We start from the raw sequence: 20,696 nt of genomic DNA, 5'->3' as shown, positions 1-20,696 counted from the left end.
GTCCCGCATCGCCTTGGACTGATCGACCGTGAACACCACATCTGGCATCGCAGACCACTACTCCCTTGTCGTGGCAATTTTTTTCCGGATCAGCCCGCGGCCGCCGGGACGGTCGGGGTGGGTTCAGGGGCCCGCCGCGCACCGCGAGGTAGGTCCGCAGCCCGGTCGGCGGAACGCCCAGGGTGAGGACCTGCCCGGCGCGCAGCACCACCACGGCGTGATGCCCGACGGGCGTGGCGTCGACCGTCGCGGGTGCGGGGGCCCCGGCCAGGGCGACGGTCAGCCGGCGCCGGGCGCGGACCGACAGGCCGCCGAACACGACCTCGATGCCGGCCGCGTCCTCCGGGTTGGCCACGAGCCGGTTCGCCAGCCGCAGCGCCGCGCGGTCCGCGGCGCCCGAGCGGCCCACCCCGGAGGCGGCGAGCCCGGGCCGGCCGAGGTCCTGCAGCAGCGCGAGCGGACCGGTGGCGAGCACCTCGATCATGACGCGGCCTGCACGAACCGCACCCATCCGCCGGGGCGCAGCAGCGCCGGGGGATCGCGGTCGGAGTCCCACAGCACGGCCTCGGTGCGCCCGATGAGCTGCCAGCCTCCCGGTGAGGATCGCGGGTACACGCCGCTGAACTCCCCGGCCAGACCCACCGCACCAGCCGGGACGGTGGTGCGCGGCTCGGCCCGGCGTTCCACCGCCAGCCGTGGATCGCCGTCGGAGAGGTAGGCGAACCCGGGCGCGAACCCGCCGAAGGCCACCCGCCAGGCCCGCGCGGTGTGCGCCTCGACCACCCCGGCCTCGCCCAGCCCGGTGAGCCGGCCGACCTCGGCCAGGTCCGGCCCGTCGTACACGACCTCGATCTCGACGGTGTCCCCGCCGGTGGGGTCCGAGGCGGATCGGACGGGCAACCCCAGCACCGCGCGCCGCAGCGCCCCCAGGTCGGCTCCGGGCGCCGTGACGAGCAGGACGGTGCGGGCCGCGGGCACGACATCGAGTACCGCGGGCAGGTCGGCGGCGCGGATCGCGTCGGCGAGCGCGAGCACGTCGGCCAGGCCGTCGACCTCGATGAGCAGGGCGGCGTTCCCGCAGGGCAGTACCTTCATCGCCGCCATCGCGCAGCCCTCATGCCGCGACGAAGGACCGCAGCGGCACGCCTGCCCCGACCAGGCCGTCGCGGATCGCGGTGGCCATCGCGACCGCACCGGGGGAGTCGCCGTGCACGCAGACGGACTCGGCACGCACCCGCACGTCGCTGCCGTCGACCGCGCGGACCACCCCGTCGGCCACCATTCGTAGCACCCGCTCGGTCGCAGCGTCGGCGTCGTGCAGCAGGGCCCCGGGCTCCGAGCGCGGGACCAGGGTCGCTTCGCGGGTGTACCCGCGGTCGACGAAGAACTCCGGCACCGCGCGCAGCCCGGCGTCCTCGGCGGCGCGCAGCAGCGCCGAGCCGGGCAGGCCGAGCACCGGAAGCCCCGGGTCGTAGTCCCGGACGGCGGCGGCGACGGCCCGGGCCTGTGCCTCGTGGTGCACCACCGTGTTGTACAGCGCGCCGTGCGGTTTGACGTAGCGCACCGCGGTGCCGGCGACCCGGCACATCCCGTCCAGCGCGCCGAGTTGGTAGACCACGTAGTCGGCCAGTGCTCCCGGCTCGACGTCGACGAAGCGACGGCCGAAGCCCATCAGGTCGGGGTAGCCCACCTGGGCCCCGACGGCGACCCCGCGGCCGGCCGCCTGGGCGGTGGTGCGCCGCAGCGTGGACGGGTCGCCGGCGTGGAACCCGCACGCCACGTTCGCGGAGGTGACGAGGCCGAGCATGGCCTCGTCGTCGCCGAGCACCCAGCGGCCGAACGACTCGCCCAGGTCGCTGTTGAGGTCGATCCCCGCGCTCACCGGTCCTGGCGTCCTCGTCACAGCGTCATCGTCCCGGACGCCGCAAGACCGGTCCGGGTCGCGCGTGACGGAAGGGCGGCCGGCGGCCCGGCCCGGTGGTCAGTGCCCCGGAGCTCCGCGGTTCCCGGTCTCCGGGGCGTCTTCGGGGTTCCCGGGCGCGGGGGCGTCGTCGGCGTCCTCGGCGAGCGTGTCGTCGAGGAGTTTCTCCAGGTCGGCGAGCTTGGGCCGCTTCCCGTCGGTCCGCAGGACGACCGCGCCGTCGTCCTCGACTCCGGCCTCGGCCAGCGCCGCGGTGATGTCGTGCGCTGCGTGCAGCGCCCCCTTGCCGAAGCGGTCCTTGGCCGCGTGCTTGGGATGAACGGGGAACTCGTCGGTCATGGTCTACCTCCGATCACCACGATAAGTGACCGGTTGTTACCCTCCCGCGGTTCGGGTAGGTCACCCGTACGAGGGTATCCGCCCGTTATGCACGGAAGGGAGACGACGCTGAGTTTTCAGGTCGTTGCGCACTGGTTCTGCAGGTCCTGCGAGGTGGAGGGCCGCGACTCCGACCGCGAACCCAGTTGCTGGAACTGCGGCGGCGCGGTCACGGTCACGGCCCGGCCCGCTGTGTCGACGGAGGGATCGGTGCCCTGGCGGGATCCCGAGTGAACGGATGACCCGTGCGCCGCGGGCGCGGCGCACGGGTCCGACGTCGGTCAGGACGACATGGCGACCTGGCCCCGGTCCTTCGTCACCGGCCCGGTCGCCGACGGCTTCAGATCGAAGTCGAAGATCGCGGTCGGCAGGTAGAGCGAGCAGCACGCGTTGGGGATGTCGACGACCCCGCTGATCCGGCCCTCGAGGGGCGCCGAGCCGAGCAGCAGGTACGCCTGCTCTCCGGAGTAGCCGAACTTCTTCAGGTACTCGACCGCGTTCAGGCAGGCGCGGCGGTAGGCGACGGTGGCATCCAGGTAGTAGTTCTCGTCGGTCTCACGGTCCACGGAGACGCCGATGAAGGTCAGGTACTCGGCGAAGCGGGGTTCCACGTTGCCCGGGATGAAGACCGGGTTGGTGGTGACCGCGTAGGTCTCCATGCCGCCCTTGATCAGGTCGACGTGGAAGTCGATGAACCCTCCCATCTCGATGGCGCCGCAGAACGTGATCTCGCCGTCGCCCTGGCTGAAGTGCAGGTCGCCGCCGGACAGCTTGGCCTCCGGTACGTGGACCGGGTAGAACACGCGCGAGCCACGGGTGAAGTTCTTGATGTCGTGGTTGCCTCCGTTCTCCCGGGCCGGAACGGTGCGCGCGCCGTCCTGGGCCACCGACTGTGCCGCGTCGCCCTGGGCGAGTCCGGCGAGGGTGTTGTCCGGGAGCGGCGGGAGGGCGAGCGGCGGCACCCGTTCGGGGTCGGTCTCGATCAGGGCCCGCTCGCGGGCGTTCCAGCGGGACAGGAGTTCCGCCGAGGGCGCGGTGCCGAACAGCCCCGGGTGGGTGATGCCGGTGTAGCGCACGCCCGGGATGTGCCGCGAGGTGCAGCTCTGGCCCTGGAAATCCCAGATCGCCTTGTACGCCTGCGGGAAGTAATCGGTGAGGAAGCCACCGCCGTTCTCCTTGGCGAAGATGCCGGTGTAGCCCCAGCCCTGCCCGGGCGCGTCCCCGTACTCCTGCGGGGGCTGCACCGGGCCGAGATCCAGGATGTCGACCACGAGCAGGTCGCCCGGTTCGGCGCCCTCCACGCCGATCGGCCCGCTGAGCATGTGTGCATGGGTCAGGTCGACGTCGCGCACGTCGTTGGCCGAGTCGTTGTTGCCGATCTGGCCGTCGGTCCACTCCCGGCACTCGACCCGGATCATCTGACCGGGCCGCACCATGACGGCCGACGGTACGTCCGGGTGCCACCGGTTGTGCCCCGGAACCGCCTGGTCCCGCATCGACTTGGACTGATCGACCGTGAACACCACATCTGGCATCGCAGACCACTACTCCCTTGTCGTGGCAATTTTTTTTCCGGATCAGCCCGCGGCCGCCGGGACGGTCGGGGTGGGTTCAGGGGCCCGCCGCGCACCACGGCGCGGGCGGGCGAGCGGCAGCAGCGCCAGGAAGACGACCACGCCGCCGATGGCGAGTCCCCACGCGATCGCGGTGGGGTTGCGCCAGTTGCCGGTGAGCATCAGGAGCGACGGGATCGCCGCGGTCACCCAGCCCTGAATGATCGTCACCCAGCCGGTGTAGCGCTGCAGCGACTCGAGCTTGAGGCCGAGCAGCAGGAAGAACAGCGACCACAGGAATGCCCAGTACAGCCAGATCACGCCGAACGCGGGATCGCCGAAGATCTGGAAGTTGGCGTAGGAGAATCCCAGTGCCGCCACGGCGACGAAGAGCGAGAACCACCCCACGCCGGTCGAGTCGAGACCGGCGAGCAGGTTGATCCCGACGTAGAGGTAGGTGAAGCCGAACAGATAGAGGCCCGCTGCTGCCAGGATCAGCCGCTCGTCGCCCCCCGCCGCCACGATCAGCAGGGTGGGTGTCAGCACCTGCAACGCGCCGACGAACAGGTTCAGCGGAGCCGCCGATCGGGGCTCCACCGCCCCGACGAGCATCAGCCCGTTCAGGAACAGCACCGCACCGACGTACAGCAGTCCGACCGTGCCCATCTCAGATCCTCCTCGCAGGGTCCGCTCAGCGAAGCGCGAGCACCGGTGGTGAGTCAGGGTCGAGGCAACGTGGCTCTGCGGGGATCGGAGACGACGGGGCGGCGGCGGACCGCCGGCGGGACCGCGGTCACCACCTCCGGGGCGTCCCGGCTGGCCTCCTCGCGGAGCCGGAGCCTGGCCTGGGTCGCGGGCATGCGGTTGAGCGCGGGGGCCGTGTACCTGCGCGCGGACGAGCGGCCGCAGCCGGGGCACTCACGCGCTGCCTCGGCCGTGCCCATCGGGAGCCGTGCGCTCCACGGGCCGCACACCGGGCATCGGTACTGGTATTCCGCCATCGCCATATCACCGCCGTCCTGACCACCGGAGTAGATCAGCGTGTCGCGGGCCGTCGGATGCAACTAGGGCCATAGGGCCCGGCCGTCCGCCTCCTATCCACTGCGGCCGGGACAGACCGTCACGCGCCCGACGACGGCTGCCCCCCGTCACAGATGATCATCACTTTTGTTGAAGTGGGCCGTGCCCGCGTTACGGCGGCGCAGACGACCGCGATGAGCCGTAGGAAGTTGCGAACCGATTCGTCTCGCCAGGCCGGTCGGCTGATCGGCCCGGGCTCGCCCGTCGTCGGGCGGTTCGTCCGCCATACCTCATGGAGTCCGCTCATGGCTGGTCCTGCTCGCCGCGTGTCGACCATGGCTCGATGCCGCCGCCATCAGCTCTGCAGGCGTGGCGCCGGCTCGGCCTCTACGGGTGACCGCTCATGCTGACGCTGGTGCTCGTGGGGCTGGCCTGGCTGCTGGTGAGCGTCGCCACCGCCCTGTGGATCGGCGCGATGGCGCGGAACATGCACGCCCAGATCCCCTCGTCCGATCTCGGCGGCACCACCTGCCCCGGCCACGAGCGCGACATGGCCCCGCGGGCCGAGCGGATCGTTCGTCAGCGGGCGTGAGCGGACACCCGGCCCCGGCTCGGCGGCGGGGTCGGTGCGTCGGGCGACCTGCTGCCGGCCTCGATCCGGCAGGGCGTCCACCGGAGCCCGTCGCGGGCTGAGCGAGCCGGGTCCCTCCGGGGCCGCGGGTCAGGGCTTCTCCGGCTGCGGCCACGGGGCGTCGGCAGGCCGCGGTGGGTGTGTCCCGGCGCGGACGTAGCGGGCCGCGGCGAGGATCCCGCCGACGGCCAGGGCGTTGGTGATGCGGCCGTCGAGCACCCAGGTCTCCGCCTCCTCGAGCGGCAGCCATCGGGTCGTCAGGAACGCCTCCTCGCCGTGCGCCTCGCCGGCCCGGGGCCCGATGGTGAGGTCCTCGGCGAGGTAGACCCGGGCCGCCTCGGTGCTGACACCGGGCGAGAGGTGCAGGTCGACGAGGGTGCTCCAGGCCTCGGCGCGCACGCCGGTCTCCTCGGCGAGCTCCCGGCGGGCGGTCTGCTCGGGCGGTTCCCCCTCCTCGTCGCACAGGCCGGCCGGCAGCTCCCACAGCAGACCGCCGACCGGCTGCCGGTAGTGATGCACCAGCACGATCTGCCGCCGGTCGTCGAGGGCGACGACGGCGACGGAGTTCTCGCGCTCGACGATCTCGCGCGTGATGGTGGAACCGTCGGGCAGGACGATCTCGTCCAGCCGCACCCGGATGCGACGCCCCTCGTGGGCGACCCGACTGTCGCGGACTTCGTAGGCCGTCACACACCTCCTCGGCGGGCCCGTGGCCCTCAACCCGTGTTCCGCAGCCCCGCGGCGATCCCGTTGATCGTCAGCAACAGCGCCCGGTGCAGGTCGGGGTCGGGCTCGTCGACCGAGCGGCGCCGGCCCAGCAATTCGACCTGCAGGTGGTGCAGCGGCTCGAGGTACGCGGCGCGCACCTCCAGAGTGTTGCGCAGCACGGGGTGGCGGGCCAGCAGCGTCGTCGTGCCGGCCAGCCGGAGCACCTCGCGCAGGGTCTGCTCGTGCTCGGCGCGGATGTCGTCGAAGATCCCTTGGTGCGCCGGGTCGACCAGCGCGCCCACGTAGTTCGATGCGATCCGCAGGTCGGTCTTGGCCAGCGTCATCTCCACGTTGCCCAGCAGGTTGGCGAAGAACGCCCACTCCCGCATCTCGTCGAGCACCGGCCCGTAACCGGCCTCGCGGGCCGCCCGCAGCCCGCTGCCCAGCCCGTACCAGCCGGGTACGACCATCCGGGTCTGCGTCCAGCCGAACACCCAGGGGATCGCGCGCAGGTCGTCGAGGGTCGGCGTTCCGTGGCCCGGCCGCCGCGACGGCCGGGAGCCGACGTTGAGCCGGCCCAGCTCGTCGACGGGGGTGGCCGCGGCGAAGAACTCGGGCAGCCCCGGGGACTCCACCAGCTTGCGGTACGCCGCCCGGGCCGCATCGCTGACCACGGTCATCGTCTCGTCCCAGCGAGCCAGCGTCGCCGCGGGCCAGCGGGCCGACTGGTGCAGCAGCGTCGCATCGAGCGTCGCGGCCAGCGTGATCTCGAGGTTGTCGCGGGCCAGCGCGGGAAGCGAGTACTTGTCGGAGATGACCTCACCCTGCTCGGTGAGCTTCATCGTCGCGTCGACGGTCCCGAACGGTGACGCCGCGACCGCCTGACCGGAGGGCCCGCCGCCGCGTCCGACCGAGCCGCCGCGGCCGTGGAACAGCCGCAGCCGGACCCCGTACCGGGCCGCCACGTCGCGGAGCTGGCGCTGCGCGCGGTGGATCTCCCACTGCGAGCTGGTGATGCCGGCCCCCTTGTTGGAGTCGGAGTAGCCGAGCATGACCTCCTGGAGGTCACCGCGCTGGCGGACGTGCCGGCGGTAGCCCGGGTCGGACAGCAGCTCGTCGAGCAGCGTGCCGGCGCGGGAGAGCTCCTCGACGGTCTCGAACAGCGGTACCAGGTCGACCGAGGAACGCCCGGTGGGCTCCGACAGGTCGACCATCCCCGCCTCGCGGGCCAGCACGGCGACGGCGAGCAGGTCGTCGGCGCCCTTGGCCATCGAGACGATGTAGGTGCTCGCCGCCTCCTCGCCGTAGCGGTGCTGGGCGTCGTGCAGCATGTCGAAGGTGGCCATCACCCGGTCCGCGGGCTCGGGCAGGTCGCCGTGCCGCGCGGCCAGCGGCCGGCCCCCGGCCAGCTCCCGGGACAGCAGCGCGGTCCGGCCCTCCCGGTCGAGCTCGGCGTACGGCGTGCCCTCCCCGCCGAGGCGGGCGTAGAGCGCGGCCAGCGCCTCGTGGTGGGCGTCGCTGTGCTCGCGGACGTCGAGGGCGGCCAGGTGCAGGCCCAGCGCGCGGGCCGACCGGATCGCCCGGGCCAGCGTTCCGCGGGCGATCCGCTCCCCGAGGTGCGCGCGCAACGACCGGTCCATCACCTCGAGATCGGCGAGATGACCGGCCGATCCGAGATAGTCGCGGCCCTCGACGTGCGGGGATCCCTCGGCCAGCCGCGTGCGGGTGTTCTCCAGGCGGGCCTGGATGTAGGAGAGCTTGAGCCGGTAGGGCTCGTGGGCGTTGAGCCGGATGTAGCGGTCGTACACCTCGGGCAGGGCGCGGCGGTCGCGGGCCAGCGACCCCCGCAGCTCCTCCGACACCCCGACGACCCGGGTGGACACGCTCAGCTCCGACACCAGCGCATCGACGAGGTCGAGGTGGATCCGCAGCGCGCGGTCCGCGTAGAGCTGCATCGTCTCGGCGCTGACCGCCGGTGTCACGTTGGGATTGCCGTCCCGGTCGCCGCCGACCCAGGTGCCCAGGACCAGCGGCCGAGCGCTCGACGGCACCTCGAAGCCGGCGGCCGTCGCCTCGGCGTCGAACCCGGCCAGCAGATCAGGGACCGCCTGGCGGCCCAGCTGCTCCATGTACCAGCCGATGGCGCGGGCCTCGTCGGCCACCGTGGGCTTGCCCGGGCGGATCTCGTCGGTCTGCCAGAGCAGGTCGATCAGCGCTGCGAGTTCGTCGTCGGACGCGCCCCGGTCGAGCGCGTCGGCCACCCGGCGCAGGGTGGCCAGCACCGACTGCCGTGACGACTCGGTGGGGTGCGCGGTGAACACCGGCCGCAGCTCGGTGCGGGCCAGCACGGCCTGTACCTCGTCGCGGTCCGCCTCCGCGGCCAGGCGTTGCATCAGGGTGCGCAATCGGTCGCCGGGCGGGCGCAGCGTGCGCAGCTCGCGGGAACGGTGCACCTGCTCGGCGATGTTGGCCAGCTGGAAGTACTGCGAGAACGCTCGGGCGAGGGTGACGGCCGTGCCCGCGTCCAACCCGGACAGCAGCCGGGTGATCTCGGCATGGGCGTCGTCGTCGCCGTCGACCGCCGCTCGTGACAGCCGGCGGACCTCTTCCACGAGCTCCAGCAGCTCCGCCCCGCCCTGGTGGGAGACGGTCCGGCCGAGCATCGTGGACAGCCGCCGGATGTCGGCGCGCAGGGCCTCGTGCTCGGACTCGGAGACGACGCCGGCGTGCGCCGCGACGGAGTCGGTGGCCGGCGGCTCCGGCTCGCGCATACTCGCGGCCTCGCGCATGGGTGCTCCGTCCCGCTGAGGGTCTCAGGGCCCGCTCGCGGCACCGGGAACGGCAGCCTCATGGTGCTCGGGTGCGGCGGAGGATGCCAATGCAGGCCGAGCATCCGTCCGACCTGTTACCCGGACATCTCCGGTTCGGAGCCCGGCCCGACACCTCCGTGCCGGCTGCCGGGTTCAGAGGGCGGGGACGGCGTCCAGGTCGGTGGCCAGTAGCTCCGCCGGCTCGGCGACGGCCCGCTCACCCTGCTCGTCGCCCCCGACTCCTCGGCCGCCCGCACCGCCGTCGCCGGCCTCGCAGCCGAGCAGCGCCTCCTCGCCAGCGCGTAACAACGCAGCCCGCGCGAGCGCCCGAACGCGTTATGGCTGCACAACGTGCTTCGGGCGGGCACCTGAGCGCATCAGGGCTCCACAACGCTGCCTGGGCGAGCGGCCGGGCGCGTGAGGACTCCATGACGCGCGGTGGGGTGGGAACGTGGGTCAGGGCCAGCGGTAGAGGTGGGCGGGGTTGTCGACGAGGACCTGGTGGCGCAGGTCCTGGTCGGGTAGCCACGCGTCCAGGACGGCGCGGTGGTCGGCCGGGGTGGGGACGGTCGGCGGCGCGACGTAGGGCCAGTCGGTGCCCCAGACGACCCGGTCGGGGGCCGTGTCGAGCACCGCGCGGACGCGCTGGTGCAGCGCCCGTGCCGCGACCGCCTCGGGCTCCCCGGGAGACAGCCGGTACGCCCCGGACAGTGTCACCCAGCAGTCCCCGGCCGCCAGCAGCTCGCGGAGCACCGGGACCGCGGGATCGGCGTCGCCGGGTGCGGGGGCGGGGATCTGCCCGAGGTGGTCGAGCACGATCCGGCCCCGGCGGGCCGCGTCCCGGAGCAGGCCGAGGTGCTCGCGCGGGTCGGTCCAGACCTCGACGTGCCAGCCCAGCGGCCCGATCCGATCCAGCAGGGCCGGCAGCTCGCGGATGTCGGCACCGCCGGCGAAGCGGTCCTGCACCCGGCACGCCCGGACCCCGCTCTCGTGCAGTTCCCGCAGGCGCGCCTCGCCGACGTCCGTGCCGACCACTGCGACGCCGCGCAGCCGGTCCGGGTGCGCGCGCAGGGCGTCGAGCAGGACCGTGTGGTCGTCGCCGTAGACGCTGGGGTTGACGATCACCCCGCGGGCCAGCCCGAGCCCGTCGAGGTGGGCCAGGAAGTCCGCCGCGGGCGCCTCGAACGGCTGGTAGACGGCCCCGGCCACGCCCGGTGTCGGTCCGGTCATGACGTGCGCATGCACGTCGACGGCGCCCTCCGGCACGGACCCGGTCACCCGGCGGCCGCGGTGAGCTCGGCCCCGCGCGTCTCGGTGAGGGCGAGACCGCACGACGCCATCACGAGGTACGCGATGCCGGCGGACACCGCGACGGCCACACCGATCGAGATCGCATCTGCCAGTACGCCCACGAGCGGCGGGAACAGCGCACCGAAGCCACGGCCGAAGTTGTAGCAGAAGCCCTGACCCGAGCCCCGCAACGAGCAGGCTGTAGGTCTGGACGTCCATGGCGTCGGTGGCCCAGCCGCCGAAGCAGGCCCGGAACGTGCGCCGCTCACGCGGAGACGTCGACCGGTGCGAGGAGCGCTCGACCGCGGGTCCGTCGGTCATCGTCACGGGTCAGCAGGAGGGCCGTTCCGGCAACCGGAAGCGGCGCCTCAGCGCGTCGGCACCTCGTGCTCGGTCATGATCAGGAACGGCAGCTCGCCCGGTGCCAGGAAGTTCGGCTCGTCGGCGCGGGTGGCGGCGTACTCCGGCGTCGTCGCCGAACGACGCATGGCCGCGACGTCGTCGAACCACGTGATGGCCACGCCGTCCCAGAGCGGGGGCTCGGCGCGCTCGTAGGCGGCCGGCACGGTGTGGCTCTGCACGTAGCGGCGGATCACGGCGATGTGCGCGGCGAGCGGGCCGTGCACCTGCGCCCAGTAGCGTCCGAACTCCTCCCGGGGCAGGTCGGCGCGCCGGGTCACGTACTCGATGTTCTTCACCCCGCCCGCCGGGACCGGCCCGTCCACCACCACGTGCTCGGCGGTCACGATCACGGCGACGCTCGCCGGGTCGAGCAGCGGGCCGGCGGTCAGCGCCCGGAACGCCGTCGTGTCGGTGGCCGCCCAGGCCGTGTCCTCGTCGTCGAACCACAGTTCGTGCACCACGTCGTAGACGGGCTCGCCGCGCCGGTACCCGCCGGGAAGGGTCAGGGACCGGACGTGCCGGCGCAGGCCGGGCAGCTCGACGACGGGTGCCGCTGCCGCGTGCAGCTTCTCGACCGGGCACCCCGGCGCCCGCTTCGCCGACACGACCAGCTTGCCGACCTCGCCCACACCGCTCACCGGTCCGTTCCCCCCGTCGTCGCCCGCCCTCGCCCACCGCGAGGGCTCCACCCGGCCGTCCGCTCGTCCGCGGCCGTCATGGCAGCGACCTCGACCGCCGCGGGCCGGGGCCGTGGAACGCGCAGTGCGGGTCGTCGCAGCCCGCGTCGACCGAGACCGGGGCCGGGACGCCGGTCAGCCGGCTGATCTCCGACACCAGCTCGGGCACGTCGACCGGCATCTGGGTCTGGGTGAGCACGGTCCCGGTGACGTGCCGGGTGAGCGCGCCGGCGTGCCGGACGACGTCCGGTGACACCCGGGCCAGCACGGCGGCGAACAGATCCTGCATGGCCTGCTGCATCGCGACCACCCCGCCCAGCCGGCCGGCACGCAGGCTCGCGACGTAGTACTCGCACCACAGCAGCGCCATGCTGGAGTGCGCGTCCCACGGGGCGACGTAGGAGACGATCGCGTGCCACAGCGCCTGCACGGGGTCGGCGATCGAGGCCGCCTGCCCGCCGATGTGCGCGTAGTAGGTCGCGGCCAGCTGCGCGAAGCCCAGCTCGACCAGCTCGTGCACGTCGGCGAAGTAGTAGTGGATCACTCCCTTGCTCACGCCCGCCTCGTCGGCGATGGTGCGGACGGTGCAGGCCGCGACGCCCCGCGTCCGCAGCAGTCGGCACGTCGCCTCGGTGATCTCGGCGCGCCGGAACTCCTGGTTCGGCGACAGGGTGCGGTCGCCGTAGGTCCGCGAGGCCATGGCGTGATCCTTCTCTGGACGTGTGTCCAGGACAACAGTACGTTCGTCCGGGAGTTCAGGTCGTTCGACCCGACGGAGGGAATGCCGTGTTCACGGGAATCATCACCCGTCAGCTCCTGCAACCCGCTCGCGGCGGGGGTGGGGAGCGGCCGGCCATCTCGCTGGAGAAGGACCAGACCTGGACCTACGCCCAGCTGGCCGAGCGGACCAACCGTTACGCCAACGGCCTGCTGGCCCAGGGTGTCCGGCCGGGCGACCGGGTCGGAATGCTGCTGTCCAACAGCCTCGAGTACTGGGCCCTCTACCTGGCCATCACCCGTCTCGGCGCGATCGCCGTGCGGCTGAACTGGCGGCTCACCGGCGAGGAACTGCGCTACGCGCTGACCGACTCCGGCAGCACCGTCCTGTGCTTGCACGGGCGCTTCGCCGCGACGATCGCGCCGGTGCTCGCCGACACCCCGGTCCGGACGTCGATCGTGTTCGTGCTCGACCCGGAGCTCGACGCCGACGCCGCGGCGTTGTCCGACGCGCTGCCGCAGTCGGTGCTGGAGGACGCCGACCCGGGCGAGCCCGCCGTGCCCGACCCGGCGCCCACCGACCCCTGCATGATCATGTACACCTCGGGGACCACCGGGTTCCCGAAGGGTGCACTGTGGACGCACGGGCACACGTTGTGGTTCGGCGCGATGCAGGCGCTGTACTGGAAGTACGACGAGCGCTCGGTGCACCTGGGCACCACCCCGATGTTCCACGTGAGCGGGTTCGAGGACTGCGTGCTCCCGGTGCTGATGAGCGGCGGGCACGCCGTGATGATGCGCTCCACCGGGCTGACCGTCGACCGGATCGTCGACGTGCTCCGCCACCACCGGTGCACCGACGCCTTCCTGCTGCCGGCGACGATCTACCAGTGGATGTCGTGGTCCGAACTGGACCGGGTCGATGTCCCGGACCTGGGACGGGTGGTGACCGGTGGCTCGCCGATCCTCGGCTGGGCCGTGGACCGGATCCGCACCCGCTTCCCGAAGGTGCGCATGGAGCAGGCGTACGGGCTCACCGAGGGCGGCGCGATGACCAGCGTCATGGACCCCGAGCGCCTCGACGACCACCGGACCAGCGTCGGCCGGCCGCTGCCGCTGACCGAGGTCAAGATCGTCGACCCGGCGACGCTCGAGGAGCTCCCCGCGGACACCGACGGCGAGCTGTGGACCCGCAGCCCGTCGGTGTGCGGGGTGTACTGGGGCAAGCCGGAGGCCACCGCGGAGACGTTCGTCGACGGCTGGTGCCGCACCGGCGACCTGGCCCGGATCACCACGGACGGCTACATCTACATCATCGGCCGGGTCAAGGACATGATCCTGTCCGGCGGGGAGAACATCTACCCCGCCGAGATCGAGAACGTCCTGGCCGACCACCCGGCCATCCAGGAGTCCGCCGTGATCGGCGTGCCGGACCCGAAGTGGGACGAGACCCCCTGTGCGGCGATCGTGCTGAACGACGGCCACAGCCTGACCGAGGACGAGGTCATCGCGTACTGCCGCGAACGCCTCGCCGGCTACAAACGGCCGCGGTACGTCGTGTTCGTCGACGTGCTGCCGCGCAACGCCAGCGGCAAGATCCTCAAGCGGTTGCTGCGCGACGAGTACGCGCATCTGGGCAGCGCACCGGCGGCGCGGTGATGACCGCGGGGACGAACGCGGGCCGGGGGAGGGCGGCACTGGTCACCGGCGGCGCGAGCGGCATCGGCCGGGCCACCGTCGCCCGGCTGCGCGACGAGGGCTGGCAGGTGCTGCTCGCCGACCTCAACGCGGAGAACGGAAAGCGCGCGGCCGACGAGCTCGGCGCGACGTTCGTCCGTACCGACGTCTCCGACGAGGACGACGTCGCCGCAGCCGTGGCGGCGACCGTCGAGGCGTTCGGCCGGCTCGACTGTGTCGTGAACAACGCCGGGGTGGGCGGCGCGTTCGGCGCGCTCACCGAGATCGAGGTCGCGGACTGGGACTACACGTTCGCCGTCCTGGTGCGCAGCGTGTTCCTGGGGATCAAGCACGGTGCGCTCGCGATGCGTGCGGCCGGGAACGGCGGGTCGATCGTCAACACCGCGTCGGTCGCGGCGTTCAGCGCCGGGGCCGGCCCGCAGGCGTACTCGGCGGCGAAGGCGGCGGTGCTCAACCTGGGCAAGGTCGCCGCCGCCGAGCTCGGTCCGGACCGGATCCGGGTGAACACGGTCTGCCCGGGGCTCATCGTGACCCCGTTGATCGGCGATGCGGTCGAGGCCGCGCGGTCGGTGATGGACGAGGCACAGCCGTGGCCGGACCTGGGACGCCCCGAGGACGTGGCCGAGGTGATCGCGTTCCTGGCCGGTGACGCATCCCGCTTCGTCACCGGTGAGGAGATCACCGTCGACGGCGGCCTGCGCGCCGCGGGGCCGCGGATGCACGCGGCCTACGGCGGCGACCCGCGCAACCGCGGCCTGGTCGGGGTGAACCGTGGGACGACCGGCGAACCACCGGTCATCCGCCGCGGTCCCGGTGCTGCGCGGTAGCGGTGTTCAAGCGGCACTCACCGGGCACGGAGGACGGCGAGCAGGGCGTCGTGCACGCGGGCGTTGCTCGCCACCACGTCGGTGCGGGCGGGCGACGCGATCGGGACGCCGTCGAAGTCGGTCACCCGTCCGCCGGACTCGGTCAGGATCAGCTGCCCCGCGCTGATGTCCCAGGGCGCCATCGCGCGTTCGCAGTACGCGGCGAAGTGTCCGGCCGCGATGTGGCACATGATCAGGGCCGGTGCGCCGGGGAAACGCACCCCGCCGCACGTGTTCAGCAGCCGCTCGAACGTCGCGGCGAACTCGGCGATCCGGGCCGGGTCGGAGGTCTGGATCTGCGTGGCCACCAGCGCCCGGTCCAGTTCGTCGGTCGCAGCCACCTGCAGCGGCAGGCCGTTGCAGGTGGCGCCGCGACCGGCCCCGGCGGTGAACAGCTCGTCGTGCACCGGGTCGTACACCGCTCCCGCGACCACCTCGTCACCGCAGCGCAGCGCCACCGACACGCAGTACCAGGGGATCCCGTGCGTGAAGTTGCTCGTCCCGTCCAGCCCGTCGACGTACCACACGTGCCGGTCGTCGCGGCCTGGCACGGTGTCCTCCTCGCCCACCACGGTGTGGTCCGGGAAGTCGCCCTGGATCAGCGACACCATCGCGGCCTGGGAGGCGTGGTCGGCCGAGGTCGACACGTCCACCCACGCGTCCTTCGACCAGACCTCCAGCGTGCGCCGGTCGGCGGCGCGCAGCACCCGCCCGCCGGCCCGGGCCGCGGTGACGGCGACGCCGAGCGCCGGCTCGATCAGCGTGCAGGTCATCGTGGCTCCCTCGTTCGTGCGGACGGCCGATGATGGCCGATCACGACCTCGCCGCGCTGCTCGACCCGAAGTCGATCGCGGTGGTCGGGGCCTCCGACGACCCCGGCAAGATCGGCGGGCGGCTGCTGCGCTTCCTGAGCGAGTACGGCTTCGCCGGTGACGTGCTGCCGGTCAACCCGACCCGGGACGCCATCCAGGGGCTGCCCGCGCTGCGCTCCGCGGACCACCTTCCCGACGGGGTCGACCTGGCCGTCGTCGTCACCGCCGCCGACGCGGCGCGGGACGCGGTGCAGGCGTGCGCACGCCGCGGGGTGCGGGCCTGCGTGGTGCTGAGCAGCGGGTTCGCCGAGCTGGACGCCGACGGCGAGCGGGCGCAGCGTGAGCTGGTCGCGGCGGCCCGGGCGCACGGGATGCGGCTGCTCGGGCCCAACTGCCAGGGCATCGCGAATCTCGCCAGCGGTGCCGTGACCAGCTTCTCCAGCTCGTTCACCAACTTCCCGCTGCGCGACGGGCCGGTCGCGATCGTCAGTCAGAGCGGCGCCGTCGCCGGCATGCTGGCGGCGCTGCAGCATCAGCACGCCACCGGCCTGCGCTACTGGGCGGCGACCGGGAACGAGGCCGACGTGAGCGTCGCCGAGCTGATCGACGCCGTGCTCGACGACCCCGGGGTGCGCGTCGTGCAGGCCTACTGCGAGCACCTGGCCGACGTCCCCCGGCTGGTCGCTGCGGCGGAAAAGGCGCGACGGCTCGGCAAGGCGGTGCTGATGGTCAAGGCCGGCGCGACGGAGGCGGGCGCGAAGGCCGCCGGATCGCACACCGGCGCGCTGGCCCAGCCGGAGGTGGTGGTCGAGGCGTTCCTGCGCCGGCACGGGGTGGTCCGGGCCCGCAGCCTCACCGAGTTGTCCGGGCTCTCCCGGATCTTCGAGACGTCGGCGCCGGTGCGCGGGAACCGGGTCGGGATCGTCAGCAACTCCGGTGGACTGGGCGTGATGATGGCCGACGTGGCGCTCACCGAGGGCCTCGAGCTCGCCGAGCTCACCGACGGCACCCGGGAGACGCTGCGGGCGGTGCTGCCGCCGTTCGCCGCGGTGGGCAATCCGGTGGACGTCACCGGGCAGATCGTGCAGCAGCCGCACCTGCTGACCCGGGTGCTGCCCGCGCTCGCCGCCGATCCGTGGGTCGACATCGTGCTGGTCGCGCTGGGCATCGTCGGCCCGACCTATGACATCGACACGATCACCGACGACGTCGCCGCGCTCCACGCCGAGGCCGCCGCTCGCGGCGTGCTGGTGGCCGTGGCGTCGGTCGGCGGGCGGCCCGATCTCGCGGAGCGGCTGACCGCGCGCGGCGTGCCCACCTTCGACGACGACGCCGCGTGCGTCCGAGCAGTGGCGCGGTTCGCCGAGCACTCGGCGTGGCTGCGCCGCCCCCTGCCGGCGGTGGCGCCCGCCGTCGCCGTCCCGCTGCCGGAGGGCGCCGGTTTCCTGAGCGAGCACGCGAGCAAGGAACTGATGACGAGCTGGGGGTTGCCGGTGGTCCCCGGCAGGCTGGCCGCCACCCCGGCCGCGGCGGCGGCCGTGGACCTGCCGCACCCGCTGGTCGTGAAGCTCTGCTCGCCGGCCGCCGCGCACAAGACCGAGCTCGGGGCGGTCCGCCTCGGGCTCACCGGCACCGCGGCCGTGGAGCGCGCGGCTGCCGAGGTGCTGGCCGCGGGTCGCGCGGCCGGGATCGAACCGATCGAGGGCGTGCTGGTGGAGCGGATGGTGCGCGGCGGGGTGGAGGTCTCGCTCGGCGCCACCTGGGACCCCGTGTTCGGGCCGACCGTGCTGCTCGGGTCCGGTGGGGTGCACGTCGAGGTGCTCCGTGACTTCCGGCTGCTGATCCCGCCGCTGAGCCGGGCCGCGGTCGTCGACGCCGTGCGCGCCCTGGCTATCCACCCGCTGCTGACCGGGGCCCGCGGGGCCGCGCCGCTCGACGTGGACGCGCTGGTGGACCTCGTGCTCCGGTTCGCCGAGCGCTTCGCCGCGACCGGTGGCGCGTTGCCCGAGATCGACCTCAATCCGGTGTTCGTGCTGTCCGACGGGGTGGTCGTCGCGGACGCGCTGGTCCGGGTGGCCGACGCGCGTCACGAGGAGGGGGCCTGATGCCGCGGATCGCCCAGGAGTTCGCCGACATCCCGTTCGCGTCCCTGGTGCCCGGCTCGGTGCACCGCACGACCTACCCGCTCACCCCGGACCTCGTCGCGGACTACGACCGGCTCGTCGGTGCCCCGGCGGGGCGGCGCACGGTGGTGCCGCCGTGGCTGTACTGCACGTTCCTGCCGATCTACCGGGCGATGGGCGGGCGGATGGAGCAGGGCAGCGTGCACGCCCGTCAGCAGGTCTCCCAGCACGGCGAGGCCCGGGTCGGGGACGTGCTCGACGTCGCGGTGACGGTCACCGAGGCGACACTGCGCAAGGGGAGGCCGACCGTCGTGCTCGACACCGTGTACGCGCGCGAGGACGACGTGGTCTGCTGCGTGACGTCGACGATCCTGTGGGGATACGCGTCCAGATGACGAGAACCTTCAGTCAGCAGGACATGGACGACTTCGGGGTGGCCAGCGGCGGGACCGGGCTGATCCACACCGAGCCCGAGTTCGCCGCCGCGACGCCGTTCGGGAAGACCCTGGTCCAGGGGGTCTACCTGCTCGCGGTGATCGAGAAGGAGTTGTACGCCCGGGTCCCGGAGTGGGCCGCCCGCGGCAGCCTGGAGGTCAAGTTCGTCTCGCCGGTGACCGAGGGGACGCCGTTCACGGTCGAGATCACCGACGTCGACGGCGGCTGGGAGATCCTGGCCGCGACGCCGGCGGGGCCGGCGGTGGTGGGGGCGGCGCGGTTGCGGCCGGCCTGACGAGCCTCAGCGTGCGCCGGCCGCCGCGTGCCCGAGGGCCTCGGTGAGCAGCGCCCGGACGTGGCTGCCCTCGACCGAGTAGTAGACGAAGGTGCCCTCGCGCCGGCCCTCGACGAGCCCGGCCAGCCGCAGCTTCGCCAGGTGCTGGCTCACCGCGGTGGGTGCGGCGCCGACGAGTTCGGCCAGGCAGGCCACCGAGGTCTCGCCCTGCAGCAGGGCCCAGAGGATCTTGATGCGGGTGGGGTCGGCCAGCAGGCGCAACGACTCGGCCGCTCGCCGGACGTCCTCCGGGCGCGGCATCTCGAAGTCGTGGATGCCGTCGTGCACGCGGCGAGTGTAGTCCCGGCGCTCACCTGAGGGAATGCGCGGATGTTCGGATGTCTGCGCAGACGCTCATCTGGCTGCGTATCTGCGTGGCTGCGCAGCTATGCTCCCACGCATGACGTCCTTCTGGTTCGTGCCGGAGGTCCGGCGGGCGGCGCTGTCGCTGGCGGGGTTCGCGGTCGCCGTCCCCGCCGACCTGGCCGGGGCGCCGGTCGCGCTCGTGGCGACCGCCTATCTGCTCTGCTACGTCGCGGGCGGCTGGGAACCGGCCTGGTCGGGGCTGCAGGCGCTGCGCGAACGCCGGCTCGACGTCGATCTGCTGATGATCGTCGCCGCGCTCGCCGCTGCCGCGATCGGCCAGTACCTCGACGGCGGCCTGCTGATCGTCATCTTCGCGAGTTCGGGCGCCCTGGAGGCGGTGATGACCGCGCGGACCCGGGACAGCATCCACGCCCTGCTCGACCTGGCCCCCGAGACCGCCACCCGCCTCGATCCCGGTGGGGAGCGGCAGATCCCGGCGCGGGAGCTCGTCGTGGGCGACCGGGTCCTGGTGCGACCGGGCGAGAGGATCCCGGCCGACGGCGAGGTCACCGACGGCGCCAGCGAGGTCGACACGGCCGGGCTGACCGGTGAGCCGCTGCCGCGGCGCACCGTCCCCGGCGACACCGTGCACGCGGGGACCGTGAACGGGACCGGGACACTGCAGGTCCGGGTGGACCGGGACCCGGCCGACTCGCTCGTCGCGGGCATCGCGGCCCAGGTCCGGGAGGCGTCCGAGACCAAGGCGCGCCGCCAGTTGCTCATCGAGCGGATCGAACAGCGCTACTCGGTGCTCGTCGTCGGTGGTGCGGTCGCGCTGCTCACCGTTCCGCTGCTGTTCGGCGCGGCCTTCGAACCCACCCTGCTCCGGGCGATGACCTTCATGATCGTCGCTTCGCCGTGCGCGGTCGTGCTCGCGACGATGCCGCCGCTGCTCGCCGCGATCGCCGCGGCCGGTCGGCGCGGGGTGCTGCTCAAGGACGCGACGGTCGTCGAGGCGCTGGCCGACGTCGACGCCGTGGCACTGGACAAGACCGGCACCGTCACCCGCGGTGCTCCCCGCGTGGTCGGGGCCGTACCCCTGCGGGGCACCGCGGACGAGCTGCTCGCGCTGGCCGGTGCGGCCGAGTCCGGCAGTGAGCACGCGCTGGGCCGGGCGGTCCGGGAGGAGGCGCGCCGCCGGCGCGTCGTGACTCCGGAGGTCCACGAGTTCACCGCGCTGCCCGGTCGTGGGGTGCGCGCCGTCGTGGGCGGCCCCGAGGGTGCCGAGGTCGTGGTCGGCCACCCGGCACTCCTCGACGCCGCGGTGGACGAGACCGACGCCGCCGCCCGGGCCCGCGCCCGCGCACGAGCGGTGGTCGAGGGTTTCGAGGCCGACGGGCACACCGCGGTCGTCGTGCTCGCCGCGGGCCTCCCGGTCGGGGTGCTCGCCCTCGCCGACGAGCTGCGGCCGGAGGCCGCCGCGGCAATCGCCGACCTCAGCGCCGTGACCGGGCACGTGCCCGCACTGCTCACCGGTGACGCCCCCGTGCCCGCGCGGAACGTGGCCGCCGAGCTGGGGGTCACCGAGGTGCATGCCGAGCTGCTCCCGGCCGGCAAGACCGCGGTCGTCGCGGGCTGGCAGCGGGAGGGGCGGACCGTGCTGGCCGCCGGTGACGGGGTCAACGACGCGCCGCTGCTGGCCACCGCCGACGTCGGTCTCGCCGCCGGTGAGGGGGCCAGTGCGCTGAGCGTGCAGGCCGCCGACGGGGTGTTGCTCCGCGACCCGATGGGCAGCCTGGCCCCGCTGATCACGCTCGCCCGCCGGGCGCGGCGGATCGCGCAGGCCAACCTGGCGTTCGCCGCGGCGGTGATCGTCGTGCTGGTGGCCTGGGACCTGGTCGGAACGCTGCCGCTCGTCGTCGGCGTGGCCGGCCACGAGCTGTCGACCGTGCTGGTCTGCCTGAACGGCCTGCGCCTGCTCGTGCGCCCCGGCTGGGCGTCCCCCCGCACCACCC

The 20,696-nt window shown here is 73.4% G+C and carries 23 protein-coding genes; 7 read left to right on the top strand and 16 right to left on the bottom strand.

Annotation, left to right across the window (positions count from 1 at the left end):
- The 7 genes from HF519_RS23035 to HF519_RS23005 form a co-directional block, all read right to left on the bottom strand.
- Positions 1 to 484, bottom strand: a 484-nt coding sequence (locus HF519_RS23035) for a 5-oxoprolinase subunit C family protein (RefSeq protein ID WP_498072991.1), incomplete at its 3' end; no start/stop codon positions are given.
- The gene (locus HF519_RS23030) at positions 481 to 1,095 is read right to left on the bottom strand and encodes a 5-oxoprolinase subunit B family protein (RefSeq protein WP_169415084.1); all 615 of its coding nucleotides are present in this window, start codon (positions 1,093 to 1,095) and stop codon (positions 481 to 483) included. The genes HF519_RS23030 and HF519_RS23035, both read right to left, overlap by 4 nt.
- Positions 1,096 to 1,114: 19 nt before the next feature.
- Complete coding sequence (locus HF519_RS23025; protein WP_312860296.1) at positions 1,115 to 1,882, bottom strand: LamB/YcsF family protein; 768 nt, start codon at positions 1,880 to 1,882, stop codon at positions 1,115 to 1,117.
- Positions 1,883 to 1,981: 99 nt separating this feature from the next.
- Positions 1,982 to 2,260 (bottom strand): hypothetical protein, encoded by a 279-nt coding sequence (locus HF519_RS23020; RefSeq protein ID WP_169415083.1) that lies wholly within the window; start codon positions 2,258 to 2,260, stop codon positions 1,982 to 1,984.
- Positions 2,261 to 2,580: 320 nt separating this feature from the next.
- On the bottom strand, positions 2,581 to 3,834 hold the full coding sequence (fmdA, locus tag HF519_RS23015; protein WP_169415082.1) for a formamidase: 1,254 nt from the start codon (positions 3,832 to 3,834) through the stop codon (positions 2,581 to 2,583).
- Positions 3,835 to 3,876: 42 nt separating this feature from the next.
- Positions 3,877 to 4,518 (bottom strand): AmiS/UreI family transporter, encoded by a 642-nt coding sequence (locus tag HF519_RS23010; RefSeq protein ID WP_169415081.1) that lies wholly within the window; start codon positions 4,516 to 4,518, stop codon positions 3,877 to 3,879.
- A gap of 53 nt (positions 4,519 to 4,571) precedes the next feature.
- Entirely contained in the window at positions 4,572 to 4,853 is a 282-nt protein-coding gene (locus HF519_RS23005) for an FmdB family zinc ribbon protein (RefSeq protein ID WP_169415080.1), read from the bottom strand.
- Positions 4,854 to 5,275: 422 nt separating this feature from the next.
- Here HF519_RS23005 and HF519_RS23000 point away from each other — a divergent pair, with 422 nt between their 5' ends.
- A complete protein-coding gene (locus tag HF519_RS23000) occupies positions 5,276 to 5,464 on the top strand; it encodes a hypothetical protein (protein WP_169415079.1) in 189 nt (62 codons plus the stop codon).
- A 129-nt stretch (positions 5,465 to 5,593) separates the two neighbouring features.
- On the opposite strand, the gene HF519_RS22995 is transcribed toward HF519_RS23000, so the two are convergent.
- The 7 genes from HF519_RS22995 to HF519_RS22965 all read right to left on the bottom strand — a co-directional run bounded on the left by HF519_RS22995 (position 5,594) and on the right by HF519_RS22965 (position 12,090).
- A complete protein-coding gene (locus HF519_RS22995) occupies positions 5,594 to 6,193 on the bottom strand; it encodes an NUDIX domain-containing protein (RefSeq protein WP_169415078.1) in 600 nt (199 codons plus the stop codon).
- A gap of 26 nt (positions 6,194 to 6,219) precedes the next feature.
- Positions 6,220 to 9,000, bottom strand: coding sequence for a phosphoenolpyruvate carboxylase (gene ppc / locus HF519_RS22990; protein WP_169415077.1), 2,781 nt, complete (start codon positions 8,998 to 9,000; stop codon positions 6,220 to 6,222).
- A gap of 174 nt (positions 9,001 to 9,174) precedes the next feature.
- Positions 9,175 to 9,330 (bottom strand): hypothetical protein, encoded by a 156-nt coding sequence (locus HF519_RS22985; protein WP_169415076.1) that lies wholly within the window; start codon positions 9,328 to 9,330, stop codon positions 9,175 to 9,177.
- A gap of 147 nt (positions 9,331 to 9,477) precedes the next feature.
- Positions 9,478 to 10,299, bottom strand: a complete 822-nt coding sequence (locus HF519_RS22980; protein WP_211170452.1) for an amidohydrolase family protein — start codon at positions 10,297 to 10,299, stop codon at positions 9,478 to 9,480.
- The gene (locus HF519_RS22975) at positions 10,296 to 10,502 is read right to left on the bottom strand and encodes a hypothetical protein (protein ID WP_169415074.1); all 207 of its coding nucleotides are present in this window, start codon (positions 10,500 to 10,502) and stop codon (positions 10,296 to 10,298) included. The genes HF519_RS22980 and HF519_RS22975 overlap by 4 nt, the downstream gene beginning before the upstream one ends.
- A 177-nt stretch (positions 10,503 to 10,679) precedes the next feature.
- Positions 10,680 to 11,351 (bottom strand): EthD domain-containing protein, encoded by a 672-nt coding sequence (locus tag HF519_RS33040; RefSeq protein ID WP_169415073.1) that lies wholly within the window; start codon positions 11,349 to 11,351, stop codon positions 10,680 to 10,682.
- Between the two features lie 76 nt (positions 11,352 to 11,427).
- Positions 11,428 to 12,090: a TetR/AcrR family transcriptional regulator gene (locus HF519_RS22965; RefSeq protein WP_169415072.1), complete on the bottom strand. Its 663-nt coding sequence runs from the start codon at positions 12,088 to 12,090 to the stop codon at positions 11,428 to 11,430.
- An 86-nt stretch (positions 12,091 to 12,176) separates the two neighbouring features.
- Between HF519_RS22965 and HF519_RS22960 the strand changes: the two genes are divergently transcribed.
- Both HF519_RS22960 and HF519_RS22955 read left to right on the top strand, forming a co-directional pair.
- Positions 12,177 to 13,766 carry a class I adenylate-forming enzyme family protein gene (locus HF519_RS22960; RefSeq protein WP_169415071.1) on the top strand — a complete coding sequence of 530 codons (1,590 nt, stop codon included), beginning with the start codon at positions 12,177 to 12,179 and terminating at the stop codon, positions 13,764 to 13,766.
- Entirely contained in the window at positions 13,766 to 14,632 is an 867-nt protein-coding gene (locus HF519_RS22955; protein ID WP_169415070.1) for an SDR family NAD(P)-dependent oxidoreductase, read from the top strand. Before HF519_RS22960 ends, HF519_RS22955 begins: the two co-directional genes overlap by 1 nt.
- 17 nt (positions 14,633 to 14,649) lie before the next feature.
- Here the strand turns inward: HF519_RS22955 and HF519_RS22950 are convergent, their stop codons facing one another.
- A complete protein-coding gene (locus HF519_RS22950) occupies positions 14,650 to 15,444 on the bottom strand; it encodes an inositol monophosphatase family protein (protein WP_169415069.1) in 795 nt (264 codons plus the stop codon).
- Between the two features lie 29 nt (positions 15,445 to 15,473).
- On the opposite strand from HF519_RS22950, the gene HF519_RS22945 reads away from it, so the two are divergent.
- Genes HF519_RS22945 through HF519_RS22935 form a run of 3 tightly spaced genes read left to right on the top strand, consistent with a single transcriptional unit; the run spans position 15,474 to position 18,336 of the window.
- Positions 15,474 to 17,588: an acetate--CoA ligase family protein gene (locus HF519_RS22945; RefSeq protein ID WP_169415068.1), complete on the top strand. Its 2,115-nt coding sequence runs from the start codon at positions 15,474 to 15,476 to the stop codon at positions 17,586 to 17,588.
- A complete protein-coding gene (locus HF519_RS22940; protein ID WP_169415067.1) occupies positions 17,588 to 18,001 on the top strand; it encodes a hotdog family protein in 414 nt (137 codons plus the stop codon). The genes HF519_RS22945 and HF519_RS22940 overlap by 1 nt, the downstream gene beginning before the upstream one ends.
- Positions 17,998 to 18,336: a MaoC family dehydratase gene (locus HF519_RS22935; protein WP_169415066.1), complete on the top strand. Its 339-nt coding sequence runs from the start codon at positions 17,998 to 18,000 to the stop codon at positions 18,334 to 18,336. Before HF519_RS22940 ends, HF519_RS22935 begins: the two co-directional genes overlap by 4 nt.
- 6 nt (positions 18,337 to 18,342) lie before the next feature.
- Here the strand turns inward: HF519_RS22935 and HF519_RS22930 are convergent, their stop codons facing one another.
- Positions 18,343 to 18,636, bottom strand: a complete 294-nt coding sequence (locus HF519_RS22930) for an ArsR/SmtB family transcription factor (RefSeq protein ID WP_211170454.1) — start codon at positions 18,634 to 18,636, stop codon at positions 18,343 to 18,345.
- Positions 18,637 to 18,775: 139 nt separating this feature from the next.
- Here HF519_RS22930 and HF519_RS22925 point away from each other — a divergent pair.
- A partial coding sequence (locus tag HF519_RS22925) for a heavy metal translocating P-type ATPase (protein WP_169415064.1) occupies positions 18,776 to 20,696 on the top strand: 1,921 nt, incomplete at its 3' end.

The sequence above is a fragment of the Pseudonocardia bannensis genome (assembly GCF_012911875.1).
Taxonomy (GTDB): Bacteria; Actinomycetota; Actinomycetes; order Mycobacteriales; family Pseudonocardiaceae; genus Pseudonocardia; species Pseudonocardia bannensis.
Note: the sequence above shows the minus strand (reverse complement) of the source record. Positions and strands in the feature narration are given on the sequence as shown.

Bases quoted from the DNA above. Each gene is read 5' to 3' on its own strand.
- HF519_RS22930 (WP_211170454.1), bottom strand. From the start codon at position 18,636: ATGCCGCGCCCGGAGGACGTCCGGCGAGCGGCCGAGTCGTTGCGCCTG.
- HF519_RS22965 (WP_169415072.1), bottom strand. From the start codon at position 12,090: ATGGCCTCGCGGACCTACGGCGACCGCACCCTGTCGCCGAACCAGGAG.
- HF519_RS22945 (WP_169415068.1), top strand. From the start codon at position 15,474: ATGATGGCCGATCACGACCTCGCCGCGCTGCTCGACCCGAAGTCGATC.
- HF519_RS22940 (WP_169415067.1), top strand. From the start codon at position 17,588: ATGCCGCGGATCGCCCAGGAGTTCGCCGACATCCCGTTCGCGTCCCTG.
- fmdA (WP_169415082.1), bottom strand. From the start codon at position 3,834: ATGCCAGATGTGGTGTTCACGGTCGATCAGTCCAAGTCGATGCGGGAC.
- HF519_RS23005 (WP_169415080.1), bottom strand. From the start codon at position 4,853: ATGGCGGAATACCAGTACCGATGCCCGGTGTGCGGCCCGTGGAGCGCA.
- HF519_RS23020 (WP_169415083.1), bottom strand. From the start codon at position 2,260: ATGACCGACGAGTTCCCCGTTCATCCCAAGCACGCGGCCAAGGACCGC.
- HF519_RS23030 (WP_169415084.1), bottom strand. From the start codon at position 1,095: ATGAAGGTACTGCCCTGCGGGAACGCCGCCCTGCTCATCGAGGTCGAC.
- HF519_RS23000 (WP_169415079.1), top strand. From the start codon at position 5,276: ATGCTGACGCTGGTGCTCGTGGGGCTGGCCTGGCTGCTGGTGAGCGTC.
- HF519_RS22950 (WP_169415069.1), bottom strand. From the start codon at position 15,444: ATGACCTGCACGCTGATCGAGCCGGCGCTCGGCGTCGCCGTCACCGCG.
- ppc (WP_169415077.1), bottom strand. From the start codon at position 9,000: ATGCGCGAGGCCGCGAGTATGCGCGAGCCGGAGCCGCCGGCCACCGAC.
- HF519_RS23010 (WP_169415081.1), bottom strand. From the start codon at position 4,518: ATGGGCACGGTCGGACTGCTGTACGTCGGTGCGGTGCTGTTCCTGAAC.
- HF519_RS22955 (WP_169415070.1), top strand. From the start codon at position 13,766: ATGACCGCGGGGACGAACGCGGGCCGGGGGAGGGCGGCACTGGTCACC.
- HF519_RS22935 (WP_169415066.1), top strand. From the start codon at position 17,998: ATGACGAGAACCTTCAGTCAGCAGGACATGGACGACTTCGGGGTGGCC.